The sequence below is a fragment of the Simiduia sp. 21SJ11W-1 genome, from assembly GCF_024138675.1.
Classification (GTDB): Bacteria; Pseudomonadota; Gammaproteobacteria; order Pseudomonadales; family Cellvibrionaceae; genus Simiduia.
In genome coordinates, this window is record NZ_CP090959.1 from 3,701,476 (window position 1) to 3,718,046 (window position 16,571).

Here is a 16,571-nt window from a genome sequence, read left to right on the forward strand (position 1 = left end):
CGCAATAGGCTATAAAAACTCACAACGGGCAGCTGCGCGCCCATGGCCTATACTCAAGGGAAATCACAAATGACTGACTCATGACGGCAACGCCAGCATCATCACACAGCTTGACGGACGCCCAGCGGATCGAACAGCTGGAGGCTCGCCTGTGCGAGTTGGAATCTGCCAGCCGCACGCAGCAGGCGCTGCTGGACATTGCAGACCTCGCCTTCAAGGCAGGCAGCCTGCAACACCTGTTTGCCAGTAGCCACGCCATCATCCATCAGTTCATGTATGCCCGCAATTTCTACATTGCCCTGGAGCACAAAGACCGCAACACCATCAGCTTTCCCTACTATGTAGACACCCAAGACCCATCCACCAGCGATGACATTGGCGAAATCCCCATAGAAGAAATGAATAGCAGCCTCACGGCCTATCTCATGCGCAAAGATGCCACGGTATTTCTGCAAACCGAGGCCGAATTCGAACAGCTGCTAACAAAAGAGGGCTTGGCCTTGGTGGGCACCAAGCCCAAGTGCCTGATTGGCGTGCCCATCCGGCGCACCGGCGGCCAGCAGGGCGCAATAGTCGTGCAAAGCTATAAAGAAGACGCACTGTTTTCCCTGGCCGACCGCGACATGCTGTCATTTCTTGCAGAGCACATCGCCACCGCCTTTGATCGTTTTGAACAGCGCGAGCTACTGGAATTTGAAGTCAGCGAACGCACGCGCAGCCTGCAACAAAAAAACCTGGAGCTTGAACAAACCCTGCGCGAGCGCGAGGCAGATAAACGCCTGCAATCGGCGCTCTACAAGGTAGCCCAACTGGCACACGGCGAAGACGATGTAAAAAGTATTTTCCCCAAGCTGCACGCCATACTGCGCAAGCTCTTTTACGCCAAAAACTTCTACGTCGCACTCTTGAATGAACAGGGCGATGGCCTGGAGTTCCCCTACTTCTCAGACACCATCGATATCAGCACCGGGCCCCGCAAACTGGGCCATGGGGTTACGGAATTTATTCTGCACGCAGAAACTCCGCGGTTGATTCAAAAGGGTGAACTGCAACAACTGATTGCCTTAGGTGAACTAGACCCGGAAGGCACCCAGGCAGAAAGCTGGATAGGGGCCCCCATATTGGTAGGTGGCCAGGCCTTCGGCGTGATTGCAGCGCAAAGTTATGAGGCCGACATTGTATTTAACGAACGCGATCTTGAGTTGTTGAGCTTCGTGGCCGATCAACTGGCGGAAATGCTTAAACGGCAGCAAGATTCAGACGCCCTGCTGCTGGCCAACATCACCCTTGAAGCCCGGGTAGAGCAGCGTACCTGGGAGCTTTCACAAACAAACACCAGGCTCGAAAGCGAAATAGAAGAACGAAAACGTGCAGAAGAGCTGCAAAAAACCCTGTTCACCATTGATGAGCTAACCCACCGCATTGATGACCTCAGCGACTTCTATGCCGAGGTACACCGCTTGGTGGGCAACTTCATCCATGCAGATCACTTTTTCATTGCCGAATACGACAACGCCAATGGCAAGCTCTACTTCCCTTATTACGTAGACGAAACCCAAGAGCTTAAGGATTTTACCGAGTCTAGCGAATCAGACCCGGTACCCCACATGCCCTTTGAGTTGATACGCCAAACCATGACCGCCTATGTGATACGCACAGGCATGCCGCTGCTGGCAGACGACGCCACACGCAGACGCTTGGAAGATGCAGGGGAAATTGGCCGGGTAGGCATAGACCCGGTTGATTGGATGGGTGTGCCGCTGCGCAAAGACAACCAGGTAGCTGGCGTAATTGTGGTACAAACTTACGATGAGGCCCATCGCTTTGGGTGGATGGAATTTGAGCTGTTGCAGTTTGTGGCGTCTCACATCAGCACGGCATTACATCGTAAGGCCTACCGCGAAGAACTTGAAAACCGTGTAGAGCAGCGCACCCTGGAGCTTGAGAAAACCAATCAAAAGCTCTACCAGGAAATCTCTGTACGCGAGCGCGCAGAAAATTTGCAAACAGCCCTTTTTCGCATTGCAGACCTTACCAACACAGCCCAAGACATGCCCACATTTTACGGGCAAATCCATCAGGCCATTGGCAAACTGATGTATGCAAAATATTTTTTTATTGCCCTGCTCGATCCCGATCAGGACGAAACACTGACCTTCCCTTACTACATTGATATCGAAACCCAACAGCCCGCACCCAGGCCCATGGGCAATCACTTAACCGAGCACGTCATTAGAACGGGTAAATCCCTCTTACTGACCCCTGAAAACAGCAAAGACATTCAAACCGCCATTAAGATACAAGGTAAAGTACCGGTATCCTGGCTGGGCGTACCCTTGATTCTAGAGCAGGAAACTCTGGGCGCCTTGGTTGTGCAAACCTACGACACAGCCTTCGTACTCAGCATTAACGAAGAAGAAATTCTAACCTATGTGTCGCACCACGTAGCCACCGCACTAGATCGCAAGCGCGCCCGCGCCCAACTTGAGCACCGCGTAGAGCAGCGCACCCTGGAGTTGCGCGAAGCCAACCTGTCACTGGAGCGGCAAATTGATAAGCGCCGCCAAATCGAAAAGCAACTGGAGCACGATGCCTTTCACGATGCCCTCACCCAGCTACCCAATCGTATGCTGTTTATGGACAGGCTTAACCAGTTGATCGCCAAGGGCGGGCGCGAGACAAGCTTTCGCTATGCGGTGCTGTTTTTGGATTTAGACAGATTTAAAGTGATTAACGACAGCCTGGGTCACCTGGCGGGGGACAAATTATTACAAAAGGTATCGCAGCGTCTGTGCAAATTGGTGCGCCCACAAGATACGGTGGCGCGCCTAGGAGGCGATGAGTTTTGTGTACTGCTCGACGACATACAAGGCCTTACCATGGCCGAACAGGTTGCCAAACGCATTTGTGATGATTTAACCCGGCCTTTTATCATCATGGATAACGAGGTATTTACCTCCACCAGCATCGGCATTGCCTACAGCGGGCTGAAGTATCACGCCGCCGACGACATGCTACGTGATGCCGATGCCGCCATGTACCAGGCCAAGATGCTTGGCAAGCGTCAGTATTCCGTATTTGATAAAAGTATGCACGCCAAGGCCATGAATACACTCAAGCTCGAAACCGAGCTGCGCAATGCCATACGCGCTGGCGAAATAGACGTGCACTACCAGCCTATTATTCGCCTCTCTGACCGCAGCATTGATGGCTTTGAAGCGCTCGCACGCTGGCAACACCCAAACCAGGGCATGATACACCCCGGCGACTTTATACCGCTGGCAGAAGAAAGCGGGCTGATTACAGAGCTAGACATGGCCATGTGCAAGAAGGCCTGCCTGCAGGCGGCGCTTTGGCAACAAAATGGCAAGCGCTTCACCATTAGTGTAAACCTTTCAAGTAAACATTTCTCCCGCAACGACCTGGTGGAACGCATCGCCAACATTCTGGAAATATCTGCCCTAGACCCAAGCCTGTTGAAACTTGAAATCACAGAAAGCGCGCTGATGGAAAACGTAATCACCGCGCAAAAGCTGTTACGGGCACTAAAAGACTTAGGTGTTACCCTGGCTATGGATGACTTCGGCACAGGCTACTCGTCATTGAGCTACCTGCATCGTTTTCCGTTAGACGTACTGAAAGTTGACCGCTGCTTTGTTGATGAGATTGAGATCAAGAAAGAAAACCGCGCCATTGTCGGCACCATTGTCACACTGGCCAACACCCTGGGCATGACCTCTGTTGCCGAAGGCATAGAGACCCACGCCCAACTCGAAACTGTAGTCGCCCTGGGCTGTGATCTGGGCCAAGGTTATTTGTTTTCCAAACCTCTATCGCATCAAGATGCCGATCGCATGGTGCGCTCCGCGCTGCTAAAGCAGTAGCCCACCGGTTTTAATTGGCTGCAATTACATTGAGTGACAGCCGCCAGAGTAAAAAAGGGACTGCGTTCATGGATTGCCCGCTGCCACCTGAAATTACACCGAGCACAAAGCTTGCTGCCGCGTGCCGGTACATTGTTGAGCAGCGCACGGGGCGCATTGAGCTGGATTTCAAATCTGGCGATAGCTTGCACCTTGAGCCTTTGCATCTATTAAGCATTCTGGTATCGCACCCAAACCTCGCAGAGTGCACCTTAGGCCAGCTATATGCAGAAAATCTGCTAACACAATCTGCAGCCCAATTGCTTGCACAGGCATCCACCAGCAAGGTGTTTTACAGCTGCGACGCTACAGGCACACTGGTGACAGCAAGCAATCACTTTGCTGCACTATTTGGCAAAACACCCCAGCAGCTGATTGGCCAACATTTTTCAGCGATATTGCCCGCCACACAAATAGCACAGTTACAGCAATGGCATGCTCAAACCCTGACAGACAACACACCCAACCTACACAGTGTTGAGCTTGCAACTCAATCTGGCACCCACAGGGTAATACTCAGCTTGCTGCCGGTGGGCCTTCAAGGCCACGGCCATTTGCTGGGCGTCATACATGAAGTTCCCGAGGAGTTCCAAACCAGCGAACAAGATCGGCTGGCTGAGAATGAATTGGAAACCATATTTCAATCGCTGCCCGATCTATTTTTTCGCCTGGCAAGCGACGGCACCATACTGGACTACCGCTCACAAAACGAAACCGAGCTGTACGCGCCGCCGTCATACTTTTTAGGCAAGCGTATGCAAGATGTGTTGCCCGAAGAGGTAGGCGACTTTTTTATTAAACGTATGGCTGAGCAGCGCGCTACCGGCAAGCTTGTGTGTTATGAATACGACCTGCCGTTACCCAATGGTATTGCACGTTTTGAAGGCCGCCTGCGGGATTTGCCCGGCACCGATCAAATGATCGTGATTGTGCGCAATATCACCGAGCAGCATGAGCAACAGCAGGCGCGCAAGCGCGCAGAGCAGCAACTAAAGCTTGCGCTCGATGCCGCCAAGGAAGGCGTGTGGGACTGGAGCATTACCGAGCACTTATGGTCCGCCAATAGCCGGTTGTTTGACATGCTGGGCTACGATGCGGAAGTACCGCCACAGTCACCTGAGGTGTGGAACCAAAAAGTTCACCCAGACGATAGACAACGCCGTGCACTCGCGTATCAAGCGCTGCTGAAAGGTGAAACTGATCGGCTGGATGTGGATTTTCGTGCGCGAAATGCCGCGGGCGATTGGCAATGGATCCGCGCGCGCGGGCAGGTAGTGGAGCGCGATGCCACAGGCCGCGCATTGCGCGCGGTTGGCACCCACGAAGACATTACCGAGCGCAAGATTCTTGATGAGCGCTTAAAGCTTGCCGCCACCGTATTCGAAAATACCGCAGAAGGCGTGATCATTGCTACGCCGCGCGGCCATATTATTGAAGTGAACCAGGGCTTTATTGATGTAACCGGCTTTAGCCGCGAAGAGGTAATCGGCCGCCATGTAAGGCTGTTAAATTCAGGCCGGCAGGCACCAGCCTTTTACCGGACCATTTGGCGCGCCCTACTCAGTGAAGGGAGCTGGAGAGGTGAAGTATGGAACCGTCGCAAAGACGGCCAGATTATTCCCGAATGGCTCAACATTAATGCAGTTTATGACGACAACCGGCAAATCAGCCATTTTGTTGCAGTATTTTCAGATATCTCGGTACTTAAGCGCTCAGAAGAAAAGCTGGACCACATGGCCCATCACGATGCGCTCACGGGGCTACCAAACCGGCTTATGCTGCAAGCACGCTTAAGCCGCGCAATCATTCATGCTGGCCGCAATAAAAGTCATCTGGCGCTGCTATTTCTCGATGTAGACAGGTTTAAAAATATTAACGACAGCCTTGGCCACGTAGTGGGTGATGATTTACTAAAACAGGTCGCCAAGCGGTTAAAAAGCGCCGTGCGCGCAGAAGATACAGTGGCAAGGCTTGGCGGTGATGAATTTGTCGTCATGTTGGAGCAGCTAACTACTGCACAAGCAGCCGCCCATGTGGCCGATAAAATACTGCACGCCATCAGGCTGCCCTTCAACTTACAGGGCAAGGAATTCTTTACCACCACCAGTATAGGCATCAGTGCATTCCCTGAAGATGGACGCACACCTGCAGAGCTTTTACGCAATGCAGATACCGCCATGTACCAGGTTAAAAACAGGGGCCGAGACAGCTACAGCTTCTACACGCAGCAGCTTACCCAGCAGGCACAGCGCAAAGCGGAAATGGAATCTGAGTTACACCGCGCTATTCAACACAACGAGCTGACCCTGCAGTATCAGCCGCAGTTTGATTTACAGCATGAAACCTTGATCGGGCTGGAAGCGCTGGTGCGTTGGTCGCACCCGGTAAAAGGGATGATTGCACCGGACCTGTTTGTGCCCCTGGCAGAGGAATCCAGCTTGATTTCAAAGCTTGGCGAATGGGTAACGCTTGAGGCGTGCAGACAAATCAAGCAATGGCGCAACAATGGCTTTACCGTGCCCCGTGTTGCGGTGAATGTGTCTGGTGCAGAACTTGCCAGTGGCGGATTGCTCCAGAACTTCACCCACGCATTGCAAAGCTATGGATTGTGCGGTGACTGCCTGGAAGCCGAAATTACCGAAAACTTTATGATGCAGGATGTCGATAAAGCCGTGGAGGTGATGCACAGCTTGCGTGAACTGGCCATTACCATTGCGGTAGATGATTTCGGCACCGGCTATTCATCGCTGGCCTACCTGCAAAAACTGCCAATTCATCGCCTGAAAATTGATCGCGCTTTTGTGCGCGACATCCCCAATAACGCCAACGACATGGCCATCGCCCAATCGATCATTGCGCTTGGCGAAAGCTTGGGCCTTGAGATACTTGCAGAGGGCATTGAAACCCGCGAGCAACAGGCATTCCTGCGTGAAAAGGGCTGCCGCTCAGGCCAAGGCTATTTATTTTCCCGCCCGTTAGATCCAAAGGCTGTGGAGTATTGGCTCACCAAAGGCGACGATATATAGCGTGCAGGCAGCGCCTTGGGCGGCGCACAACCCCTCGCTAGATCAGTGCTTGGCCCACTGGTAGATTAATCCGCCATCAATGGGGTAGAGCTTTTTTTGCCAGCTGAAGCCCTGGGCTGTAAGCCAGCTTGCCAGCGCAGTGTGTGCCGATGCTTTTTCCGCGGGCACTGGCGTCTCGGGCAGAACAGCGCACAATGGCGCCTTGATAAAACTTTCATACAAAGGCGACTGCGGCAGCAGCTCTGCATGGCTATGGCTGACTGACAGCTCGCCAATGCCCGTTAAGCGCTCACCAATACCCGCCCAAAATTCGGGCTTACCGGGCACTGCAACATAGATGCCTTCCGGAAACAGTGCGCACGACTGCTCTACAAAGCGCAAGGCAGCATCAAGCAGGCTGGCCTGAACGGCTGCCTGCTCGGTTTCAACTGCTGTATCAATCACGCAAAGTGAGATGCAGCCCTGCCCCAGCAGCGATTGATCCAGGGTCAGTAGCTTTTGCGCATGGCACACAGAGAGGCTATCGGAGCGATGCAAAATGTGGCCAATGCTAAAGCTCAAGGCGCAGAACTGGTAGCCTGCCAGGCTTTGCAATTCAACAAAGCCCGCGAGCTTGCCTGCATGCTCGGCCACTAAAATGATGTTGCCCGCAGACTCACCTTCAGCGTATTGATGTGAAAGTATCGCCTCGGCAACCTGCTGCTCAGCCGCCCATTCGCGCAGCACATAGCGGCCTATTACCGGTGTGCCACTTACCATTAACTGTTTAATAGCCGCCAGGTCTTCTGCGGCAACCGGGCGCACGGCCAAAGGCTGGTTATTTTCGTGTTTCATGGCGCAGGCACCTCACCGACATATCGCAATGCTTGATGCTCTGTACCGAGCAGGTGGCGTTCGGCACTGGCCACGCACATAAAATTTTGTACAGCCAGCGGCGCAAACCAACCTGCGGGCAAGTTTTCATTGTTCGCAGCCGCCAGCACCTGGCTGTTGCGCAAACTGTAGAGGTAGTCGCGCCGGCAGGTAAAGCAGGGGCCGGCATCAAAGATGTCTACGTGGGGGCTCTGTACAAAGCCTTCTGTTTTGGCAACGGCAATCACATCGGCGTCTTCCGGTGCGGCCTTGCCAATCACACTGCGGGCATCGTCGTTAAGCAGTGCCTCATAAATGGGGTAAGGCGGCGCCAGCTCGCCGATAAAGGCTTTGCTTAAGGTGCCACAGTAGTGCTCGGCCTGGTCGTATTCCATATTGAAAAACGCGCGCCCAACGGCGTTCCAAAAAGGCGATTCGGCTTTATGGTTTGTCACGCCCACAAACTCAACAATTACCTCTTCGCAAAAACGCTCGGGAAAACTGGCCATGAATAGAATGCGCGCGCGCGATAGCAATTCGATATTGGCACGGTTGCGGTATTGGGCGTGAATAAAGAATGCACTCAGCACGGTTTTGTCTTGATTATCGGTAACCAGTAGCAACCGCGCTAGCCTGTTCGACTCGCCCGTGGTTTGTGAGTAGGCCAAATAGCGCTCGCGCCGAAAATTAAAATAGGGGTCGCGTACGCCGGATTTGGCCACCAAACCGCTGATCCCCACAAGCTCGCCGCTGGCCTCGTCGATTAGCGCAAACAGGTACTCTTCGTCGCCAGGTGTACTTACATTTTTGGCAAAAGATTGCTCGCTACGCGCCAATCGCTCGGCCAAGCGCCCGCTATCTTCCGGAAGCGAGGTCAGGCCCACGGGGCTGTCGAACGCCAGGCGCTCAACCGCTGCCAAATCGCTCTGTACACATGGCCGCACGAACATTATGGCCGCACCTCTTTGGCCAAGTGCACGGCACCGGGCAATATGGAAAATGTCGCACTGCCAATGGTGTACATATCTTTGGTACCGTCTAGATAGGCCCAGTAACCCTGGCTGCTTTTTTGCTCGCCAAACACATAGCGCAAGGTTTTTACACCGCTTGCGGTTTTAACGTGTGTCCAGCGCTCTACCCTATCGCTATCTGCGTTATCTAACAATTCAAACCCCAGCAGTTCATCCAAACGCTGATTACCTACCGCCATACCACCACCCACAACGACTGCACCGCCAAAGGCCTCATTGCCGCGCGTGGCGTGCTTGCCCGGTGCAGGCGTGAGCTTATTAGAAGTAAGTGTATAGCTGTCGCCACGGCTAAGCAGGCTCAGCTCCAAATCGCGAATGTCGCGCTGGCCTTGCACCCAATTGCAGCGGGCATCGGCGGCATTAAGCACAGTCACGTTGCCGCGCCCGATTGCAGTAAAGGTATTTGTTGAAAGATCCACCCAGGCGCCCGTGTCTTCATCGATACCCACGCCCAACACCTTGGGTACTTCACACATTGCCGCAGCCAGGCGGCCCAGGCGCGCCTTGCGATCGAAATGCTGATCTACCAACACCCCAGGCCAAAAGCCCAGGCCCTTTCGAATGTGCAGGGCACCTTGCTCTTGCGCCTCCATGCCCGGGTAGTCTTGGCTGGCAGGTGCAATTAACGCCGAAACGCTGTCGCCGGCGGCAATCATTTGTGCACTCATCATGGCGGCACCGGCACTGGTACCGCCCACCACACCACCGGCGGCCAACTGCGCCCTGATGTGTGCCAGCAGCGGCGTATCTTTGCCTTGTTCAGTTAACAGGGTTTGGGTAATGCGCGTTTGGTCACCACCTACAAACCAGTAGTGGCGCACGTTTTTTAACGAGGCCACAAGCTTTTGATTGTGCGCATTGCCGGCCCAGGCAGATTCATCAACCGCGGTTGAGGAGTCATCAACCACGGCCAAAGGCACCAGGTGAATGGCGCTTTCATCTACGCCGTAATGCAATAAATCGCGTTTAAATTGGTTGGCATAGTGCATTGGCCGGCCCGAGGCCACGGGCACAATGGCAATGGGCGCGCCTTTGGCATCGTCGATAAGTGCGCGATATACGGCTTCGTTGCTGCTGGTTAAGGCACCACCCACAACCAACAGTTTGCCGCCTGCGGCTGCTTGCACTGAAAGCCCAAAACCCAACAGGGCCACAAGCCATTTATTCATGTGTATCACTCCGGTTCATAAACTGGCTGCGCTCTTCGCGCGGGGTAAGATTGAATCGCTGGCGGTAGGCCGTACTGAAATGCGGGCCGGAAGAAAAACCACAGCGCCCGCTGATTTCCACAATGGACAAATTGCTTTCCAACAACAGGCGCTTGGCAGCATCCAGGCGCAGGTTCAGGTAGTAGCGCGAGGGAACTTCCTGCAGATATTTTTTGAATAAGCGCTCAAGCTGGCGGCGCGAAATGGATAGGTAATCGGCAATTTCGCTGGTGGCCAAGGGCTCTTCAATGTTGGCTTCCATCAACGCCACGCCTTCCAAGAGTTTTGGATCTTGCGCGCCAAGGTGGGTTTGCAATGGCACCTTTTGGCGATCATCGCCACTGCGTATGCGCTCACATTGCAATCGATCGGCCACTTCGCTTGCCAGGCCAACGCCCTGCACCTTGCGCAACCAATGCAACATCAGATGCACGCTGGCCAATTCACCAGCGCAGGTAACGCAGCGCTCGCTCCACTCAAACAGATGGCTGCTGAATTGCACCCGCGGGTAGCGGGCGCGCAGGCCATCGAGCATTTGCCATGGGGTCGCCGCGCGCTGGCCGTCGAGCAAACCGCTGTCAGCCAGAAGCGCCACACCACTGCCCAGTGCCAACAGGCGGCAATGGGCGGATTTCTCAACGAGCGCGGCGGATAAATCCCCGGCCAATAGCGATTGATGCGGCCATTGGTTATCGCCACATAAAATAATATGCGCACCCTGAAAAGCATCGAGTGCCGCCGGCTGATCGCTCAGTTGGTATTGAAACAAAGGCTGTTCGGCACTGCGGTTGGCCTCTTCCATCACTTGTGCCACCAGCGTGCTGCTAAGCCGTGAGGCCCGCGGCAGCTGGTAAACAAGTACGTGGATGGGCCGCTGTGTCATTCGGCAAACAGCCTGCGAAAGGTGAGCTCCTGCTCCCGCATTAACCACTTGCCATTGCTCATTACCGAGCGCACTGCGTGGGTTTCGGCATCCACAAGATTAAAGGTGGCGGCCATGCCCGCCTTCACCCGCCCCGCCTGGCCAAGGCCTAACACCCGCGCGGGGTTAAGGGTGGCCACCGCCAGTGCTTTTTCAGCGGGCAGGCGTGCAAACAGTGAACGCACTTCATCCCACAAGCTGCCAATGGCCGCCACTTCCAGCCCATCCAGCCGGCCTGCCGCATTAAAGTGCGGCAGCGAGCCCTGGGCGTCAGAGGAAAGAGTCATCTGCGCAAGGGGTGCACCCAGCTCAAGGGCGTACATTAGGGCATCGGCTGCGCGGCGCTCGCCCATGGCCAGAATTGCCTCGGTGGTGCTGGTGGTGAAATCCAGGTAGCCGCCGCGCTTGGCGTAGGCCACACCCTTTTCAATGAGCGCATCACTGCGGCCTATGTGGGTGGGGTAAAACTGGTTGATGGGGATGGCGGTGTTATCCACAACATCGTGCAGTAATTGCAGCGCGGTTTCGTCTTCACCCACGTGAATACTCACAACACCCGACTTGCCCGACAACATGCCGGCCACGCGGGCATCCGAGGCCAGCCGCGCCAATTCTTGCCAGCTGGGTTGCGAGCCGCGGTGATCGGCAATGGCCACTTCACCCACGCCCAGCACCGGATCTATCAGCATGATGTCTTGACGGAGATCACCGGTAAGGGTTTTCACCGGCAGCTGGTAGCTGCCGCTGTGCATATAGCAGTTCAGCCCTTGGGCACGCAGCGCCTGGGTTTTGCCGAACAATTCGCCGAGGCTGCGGCAGGTGGCATCGGTACCCAGTACCCCCACCAGTGTGGTTACCCCGGCGCGCACGGCATCTTCGGCGTTCAGCTCCGGTGTGCGGGTGGCATAGCCTCCTTCACCGCCACCACCGGTAATGTGTACGAGCGAGTCTACCAGGCCCGGAATTAGCCATTGGCCACCGGCATCTACGGTTTCCACGGGCAGGCCCGCGGGCGCCAGGTTCGGCTCCATGGCGAGAATCTGCGAACCGGCCACCAGCAGATCCAGCTGGCCGCAATCTTGTGGGGCAAATACCCGAGCATTTTTAATCAGCGTTAACATCAGTTTTCCTTTAGGCCGCGCTTGCGCTAATAGCCTGTCATGCTGGCCGCAATGACCAGCGTACTTGAAAGACAGAACATGACAACAAAATAGCGCCACACAAATTTTACCCACACCAGCCAATCCAGGCGGGCAGCACCCAGGCACCCCATGAGTGCCGCGGAGGTGGGAATCAATATATTGGTGAGGCCGTCGCCCAGCTGAAACGCCAGCACGGCGGTTTGGCGCGACACACCCACCAAATCAGACAGGGGCGCCATCAGCGGCATAGTGAGTGCAGCCTGGCCCGAGCCCGAAGTTACAAAAAAATTAAATACACTTTGAAACACATACATGCCCCAAGCCGCCAGCCAATCGGGCAGGTGCCCCACCACTTGGCTTGCGTTAAAAAGCACGGTGTTCAGTACACTGGGTTGATCTGGCGCGTCGCCACCCAACACCAGCACAATGCCCTTGGCCAAGGCCACAATCATGGCCGCCGGCAACAGCTGCGCGGCACCTTCACGGAAGGCGGCCACGGCGCTGTTGGGCGTCATGTTTGAAAGCTTCAACACACAGCCTATTACCGCCGCCACAAGCCCCAGGGTAAAGAACTGGGTGGCAATTTCCGGCAGGTAGTAATCGCGCTGGGTTACGCCATAAATCACCCATGCCACGCCCGCAAGCAGCGCGAGCAACACCAGCCCATGGCCCCGCTCGAAGCGTTCGGAAACCAGCTGAGCCGATTGATTGCGGAAGGCATCGTCTGAGCGGTGAGCCAGCGAGCGCGCCGGTTGCAACCGGATACGCCGGCCATACCAGGCCACCCAAATACAACCGAGCAAGGTAAACACACACCAGGTGCCAATACGCAGGCCCATGCCAGACATCAACGGCACGCCGGCAATGCCCTGGGCAATGGCCACCCCGAAAGGGTTCATCCAACTGGTGGCAAAGCCCACCTGGGTGGCCACATAAGTGACCAGCAGCGCGCAAATGCTGTCATAACCCATTCGCACCATGAGCGGTGCCAGCATCAGGGTAAAGGGAATAGCCTCTTCGCCCATGCCAAACACGGCGCCACCGGCAGAGAACAGCAAAAACAACACAGGCAGCAACCAATCGCTGCCGGCGGTTTGGCTGGCAATTACACGGCGTAGGCCCTGTTCAACTGCGCCGGTGGCAAAGATCACACCAAAGGCGCCGCCGGTGATGAGAATGAACGCAAACACACCGATGGCCGAGCCCCATTTATCGCCCGCCACCAAGCCTTCAAAGGGCAGGTTGAGCAGGCCCATGGCGCCGCCTTCGGCAAACACTGGCAAACCTTGGGCGTGGGCTGCTTGCACAAAGGTATCCGGGTCCAGGCCTGCATCACCGAGGGTGAACTGGCCGGCCGGCACCCACCAGGTAAGGCCGTAGGCCAGCAGTGCCACCAACCCTAGAATGATCCAGGTATCGGGCATGCGGGTTGGCTGGGTGCTTGGGTGCGTCATTAGCTGGGCATTCTCATGAAAAATTATTGTTGATCATCGTCAGTATAGGGGAGCCACCCCGAGCCATGGCGGCTCGGGGTGGGCCGGATTAAAAGACGTAGTTGTAACGCAAGGTTGCAAAACGTCCCATTACCGAGTGGTTGCTGTAATCCACGTTAGAGCTTGAGCCGAATACATCGGGCGCATCGGTATCAAGCAGGTTGCGCACGCTCAGCTGCAACATGGAATCGTTGGCAAACACGTAGCTCACACTGCCGTTGAGCAAGGTGCGCGACGGGATTTTCACCTCATCGGTTTTCTCAAGGCCGTACTTTTCCAACGTTTCGGTGCGCAGGTAACGCAGGTCATCGCTGTAGCTATGAACATAGTTAGCCGACAAACGGGCACGCCAGCCATCCTGGCGCCAGCTCACAGCAGCGGTACCTTTAAAGCGCGGGTAGCGGAATTCACCAGCCCATTGCTCAACACCACTGGAGGGCGACAGCTCTTCTTCAAAGTTGGCCAGGTAAGTGCCATCCAAGGTCAGGGTGATGCTGCCGAAATCGCCATCAAAGTACTGGGTAATGGCAACGTCTACACCGTCGGTTTTCTGGTAACCGGCATTGCTTAGCTGGAAGTGTGCATCCAGCAGTTCACCGGTGGCAGGGTCAAGCAACAAGCCGGGAGTGCCGGTTGCCAAATCTGCCAGATTATCGCTCAGCAGCACCTGGCCGTCGGTGTTACCCGCCAGGGTTTGGCGCAGGTAGTCTTCTTCATCAAGCTTCACCAAATCTTCGTACTGGATGTTCCAGTAATCGATATTGATTTCGGTATCGGCCGTAGGGCGTAACAAAACACCGGCAGACCAGCTTTCAGCGGTTTCAGGCTTAAGCTTGGCATTGGCCACGGTTTCAGTGTTCAGGCTTGGCGTCTTGTTTTGACCATCACACAAATCCCCTTGAGGCGTGTTAGAAAAATCCGGGTTTTCATCACAGTAGGCGGTGAAGCTTGTCAGCTGGGTACCCTGGCCTGCCTGCGCAAGGCTTGGCGCGCGGAAAGAAGTAGACCAGTTTGCGCGCAGAATGATTTCCTCCATGGGCTGGTAACGCAAGCCCACTTTGGGATTGGTGCTGGAGCCAAAATCATCGTAGTCGTCGTAGCGGGCGGCCAATTGCAGCTCGAAGTTTTCAGCAAGCGGCACAAAAAATTCACCGTAGGCTGCATACATTGAGCGATCGTAGGCTACATCGGTTGCAGAGAAACCCATCACCGGGTCATCGTTTTCGTTGGTGGCCATGGCAATCAGTGACGGCGTATCTTCGGCCGATTCCTCACGATATTCCACACCAAAGGCCGCACTTACATCACCGGCAGGCAGAGTGAACAATACACCCGAAGCCTTGGCATCCCAGCTCAAGAGTTCAGATTCACCCTCGCGCTTGGCGGTGGTGCGCAGGCCATCAATGCCCGCCATTTGTTCGGTTTGGCCGTCAAAGGGGTTGTACCACAAGGTGGTTTTGCCCATGCCTTCACAGCTGCTGTTGCCGGTGTAGGTGTAATCGCGGTTGGCGATATCCACTGCGTATTGATCTGCCAGGCTTCCATCGGTACACAGGTTGCCCAGCAATGCATTGGTTACCAGCTCACGTACGTAAAAACCGTCGGTGGCATTCTGCGTTGACTGGCTGTTGCCGTAGGCGAGCGCCGTCTCCCAGCTCCAATCGTTAATTTCACCACGCAGGCCCGTTACCAAACGGAAGCTTTGGGTATCCACTTCTACCGCGCGGGCATCGGGGAAGGAACCAAACGCCGTCATGAAATCATCGCCGGCTGATAAAATCACATCGGCCACGGTATCGGTTGGGAAAGAGCCAAAGCCGCCGCTGTCGGCTGAATCAATGATGTCTTGTGCAAGCTCTGGGTGGGTATCCCAACCCGGGTGAAATGCACTCACGGGCAAGCGGAAAGATTTGGGCGAAGACACACCGGCTGAGTGGTTGTCTTGCACCATGGCCTCGTTAAACCAGGTGAGGGTGTCGCTGATGTCATAATCGAATTTGGCCGTTACGCCCAGCGCTTCCAGCTCGCCTTCCATGCTGTAGTAGCCATTGCTGTTAAGTGCGCAGTAATCACCGTAAACACCTGTGGCCGGTGTTTCGCAGGCAGTTTCGATGACGTCGCCCGTGCTGCCGTAGTTGGTGTCCATCCAGTAGAAATCGTTAAACGACGGGTGAATGCCATCAAGGCTTGGGCGCTTAGACATCGCGGTTTCTTCGCGGTCACGCTCATAGGTGGCATTGCGCTTGTAGTAATCCACCACCACCAGTGTGTTGCTGCTATCTGTGGTGTGGCCCCACACGGCATTCAGGTTAAAGCGGCCGTCGTCTGTGTTGGCGGTTGAATCACCGTAGTTAACATCCACTTCAAAGCCGTCAAAATCATCGCGCAATATAAAGTTCACAACACCGGCCACTGCATCGGCACCGTAAAGCGCAGAGGCACCGCTAGGCAAAATTTCTACCCGCTCAATGGCGGCCAACGGAATGCTGTTTACATCTACAAAAGATTCGTTGCCCTTGGCAAAGGAGCTGACGCTTACGCGGCGACCATTAATCAACGTAAGCGTTGAGCTGGTACCCAGGCCGCGCAGGGATATACCTGCAGCACCCACCGGGCTTTGGCCAGACTGCGGGCCAGAACCTTCAGTGGTAAAGGTACCGGTGCCACCACCTGTGAGCGCCACCTCATCAAACAAATCGCTTACCGTGTTGGCGCCACTGGCGAGAATTTCGTCGCGATTAATCTGTACAGCCTGCACCGCGCCTTCAAGGTCCAAGCCTTTAATGTTGGTGCCAGTCACAATCACTTCCTCAACGGGGCGATTGGATTCAGTTTGCGCCAGTGCGGGTACGGCCAGTACAGCAGCACCGGTAAAACCGAGCGCGGCACGGATAGATAAGGACAAAAGTGATTTTGTAGCCATAGTAGTCTCGCTATTGTTAGATTTTTAGGTGTGACAGCCCTTGCCAGTGCT

Annotated in this window: 9 protein-coding genes; 2 read left to right on the plus strand and 7 right to left on the minus strand. The window is 55.1% G+C overall.

What is annotated here, in order from left to right:
• Positions 1-80 precede the first annotated feature (80 nt).
• Together L1F30_RS16340 and L1F30_RS16345 are read left to right on the plus strand one after the other, a co-directional pair.
• Complete coding sequence (locus tag L1F30_RS16340; RefSeq protein ID WP_253357898.1) at positions 81-3,884, plus strand: EAL domain-containing protein; 3,804 nt, start codon at positions 81-83, stop codon at positions 3,882-3,884.
• A 68-nt stretch (positions 3,885-3,952) separates the two neighbouring features.
• Complete coding sequence (locus tag L1F30_RS16345; RefSeq protein ID WP_253357899.1) at positions 3,953-6,949, plus strand: EAL domain-containing protein; 2,997 nt, start codon at positions 3,953-3,955, stop codon at positions 6,947-6,949.
• A 42-nt stretch (positions 6,950-6,991) separates the two neighbouring features.
• On the opposite strand, the gene L1F30_RS16350 is transcribed toward L1F30_RS16345, so the two are convergent.
• The 7 genes from L1F30_RS16350 to L1F30_RS16380 form a co-directional block, all read right to left on the minus strand.
• Entirely contained in the window at positions 6,992-7,783 is a 792-nt protein-coding gene (locus tag L1F30_RS16350; RefSeq protein WP_253357900.1) for an arginine N-succinyltransferase, read from the minus strand.
• The gene (locus tag L1F30_RS16355; protein WP_253357901.1) at positions 7,780-8,751 is read right to left on the minus strand and encodes an arginine N-succinyltransferase; all 972 of its coding nucleotides are present in this window, start codon (positions 8,749-8,751) and stop codon (positions 7,780-7,782) included. Before L1F30_RS16355 ends, L1F30_RS16350 begins: the two co-directional genes overlap by 4 nt.
• Positions 8,751-10,001 carry a cyanophycinase gene (locus tag L1F30_RS16360; RefSeq protein ID WP_253357902.1) on the minus strand — a complete coding sequence of 417 codons (1,251 nt, stop codon included), beginning with the start codon at positions 9,999-10,001 and terminating at the stop codon, positions 8,751-8,753. The genes L1F30_RS16355 and L1F30_RS16360 overlap by 1 nt, the downstream gene beginning before the upstream one ends.
• Complete coding sequence (locus L1F30_RS16365) at positions 9,994-10,923, minus strand: GlxA family transcriptional regulator (protein ID WP_253357903.1); 930 nt, start codon at positions 10,921-10,923, stop codon at positions 9,994-9,996. Before L1F30_RS16365 ends, L1F30_RS16360 begins: the two co-directional genes overlap by 8 nt.
• Complete coding sequence (gene iadA / locus L1F30_RS16370; protein WP_253357904.1) at positions 10,920-12,083, minus strand: beta-aspartyl-peptidase; 1,164 nt, start codon at positions 12,081-12,083, stop codon at positions 10,920-10,922. The genes L1F30_RS16365 and iadA overlap by 4 nt, the downstream gene beginning before the upstream one ends.
• A gap of 26 nt (positions 12,084-12,109) precedes the next feature.
• Entirely contained in the window at positions 12,110-13,558 is a 1,449-nt protein-coding gene (gene yfcC, locus L1F30_RS16375; RefSeq protein WP_253357905.1) for a putative basic amino acid antiporter YfcC, read from the minus strand.
• Between the two features lie 88 nt (positions 13,559-13,646).
• Positions 13,647-16,520, minus strand: a complete 2,874-nt coding sequence (locus L1F30_RS16380; protein ID WP_253357906.1) for a TonB-dependent receptor domain-containing protein — start codon at positions 16,518-16,520, stop codon at positions 13,647-13,649.
• Positions 16,521-16,571: the final 51 nt, after the last annotated feature.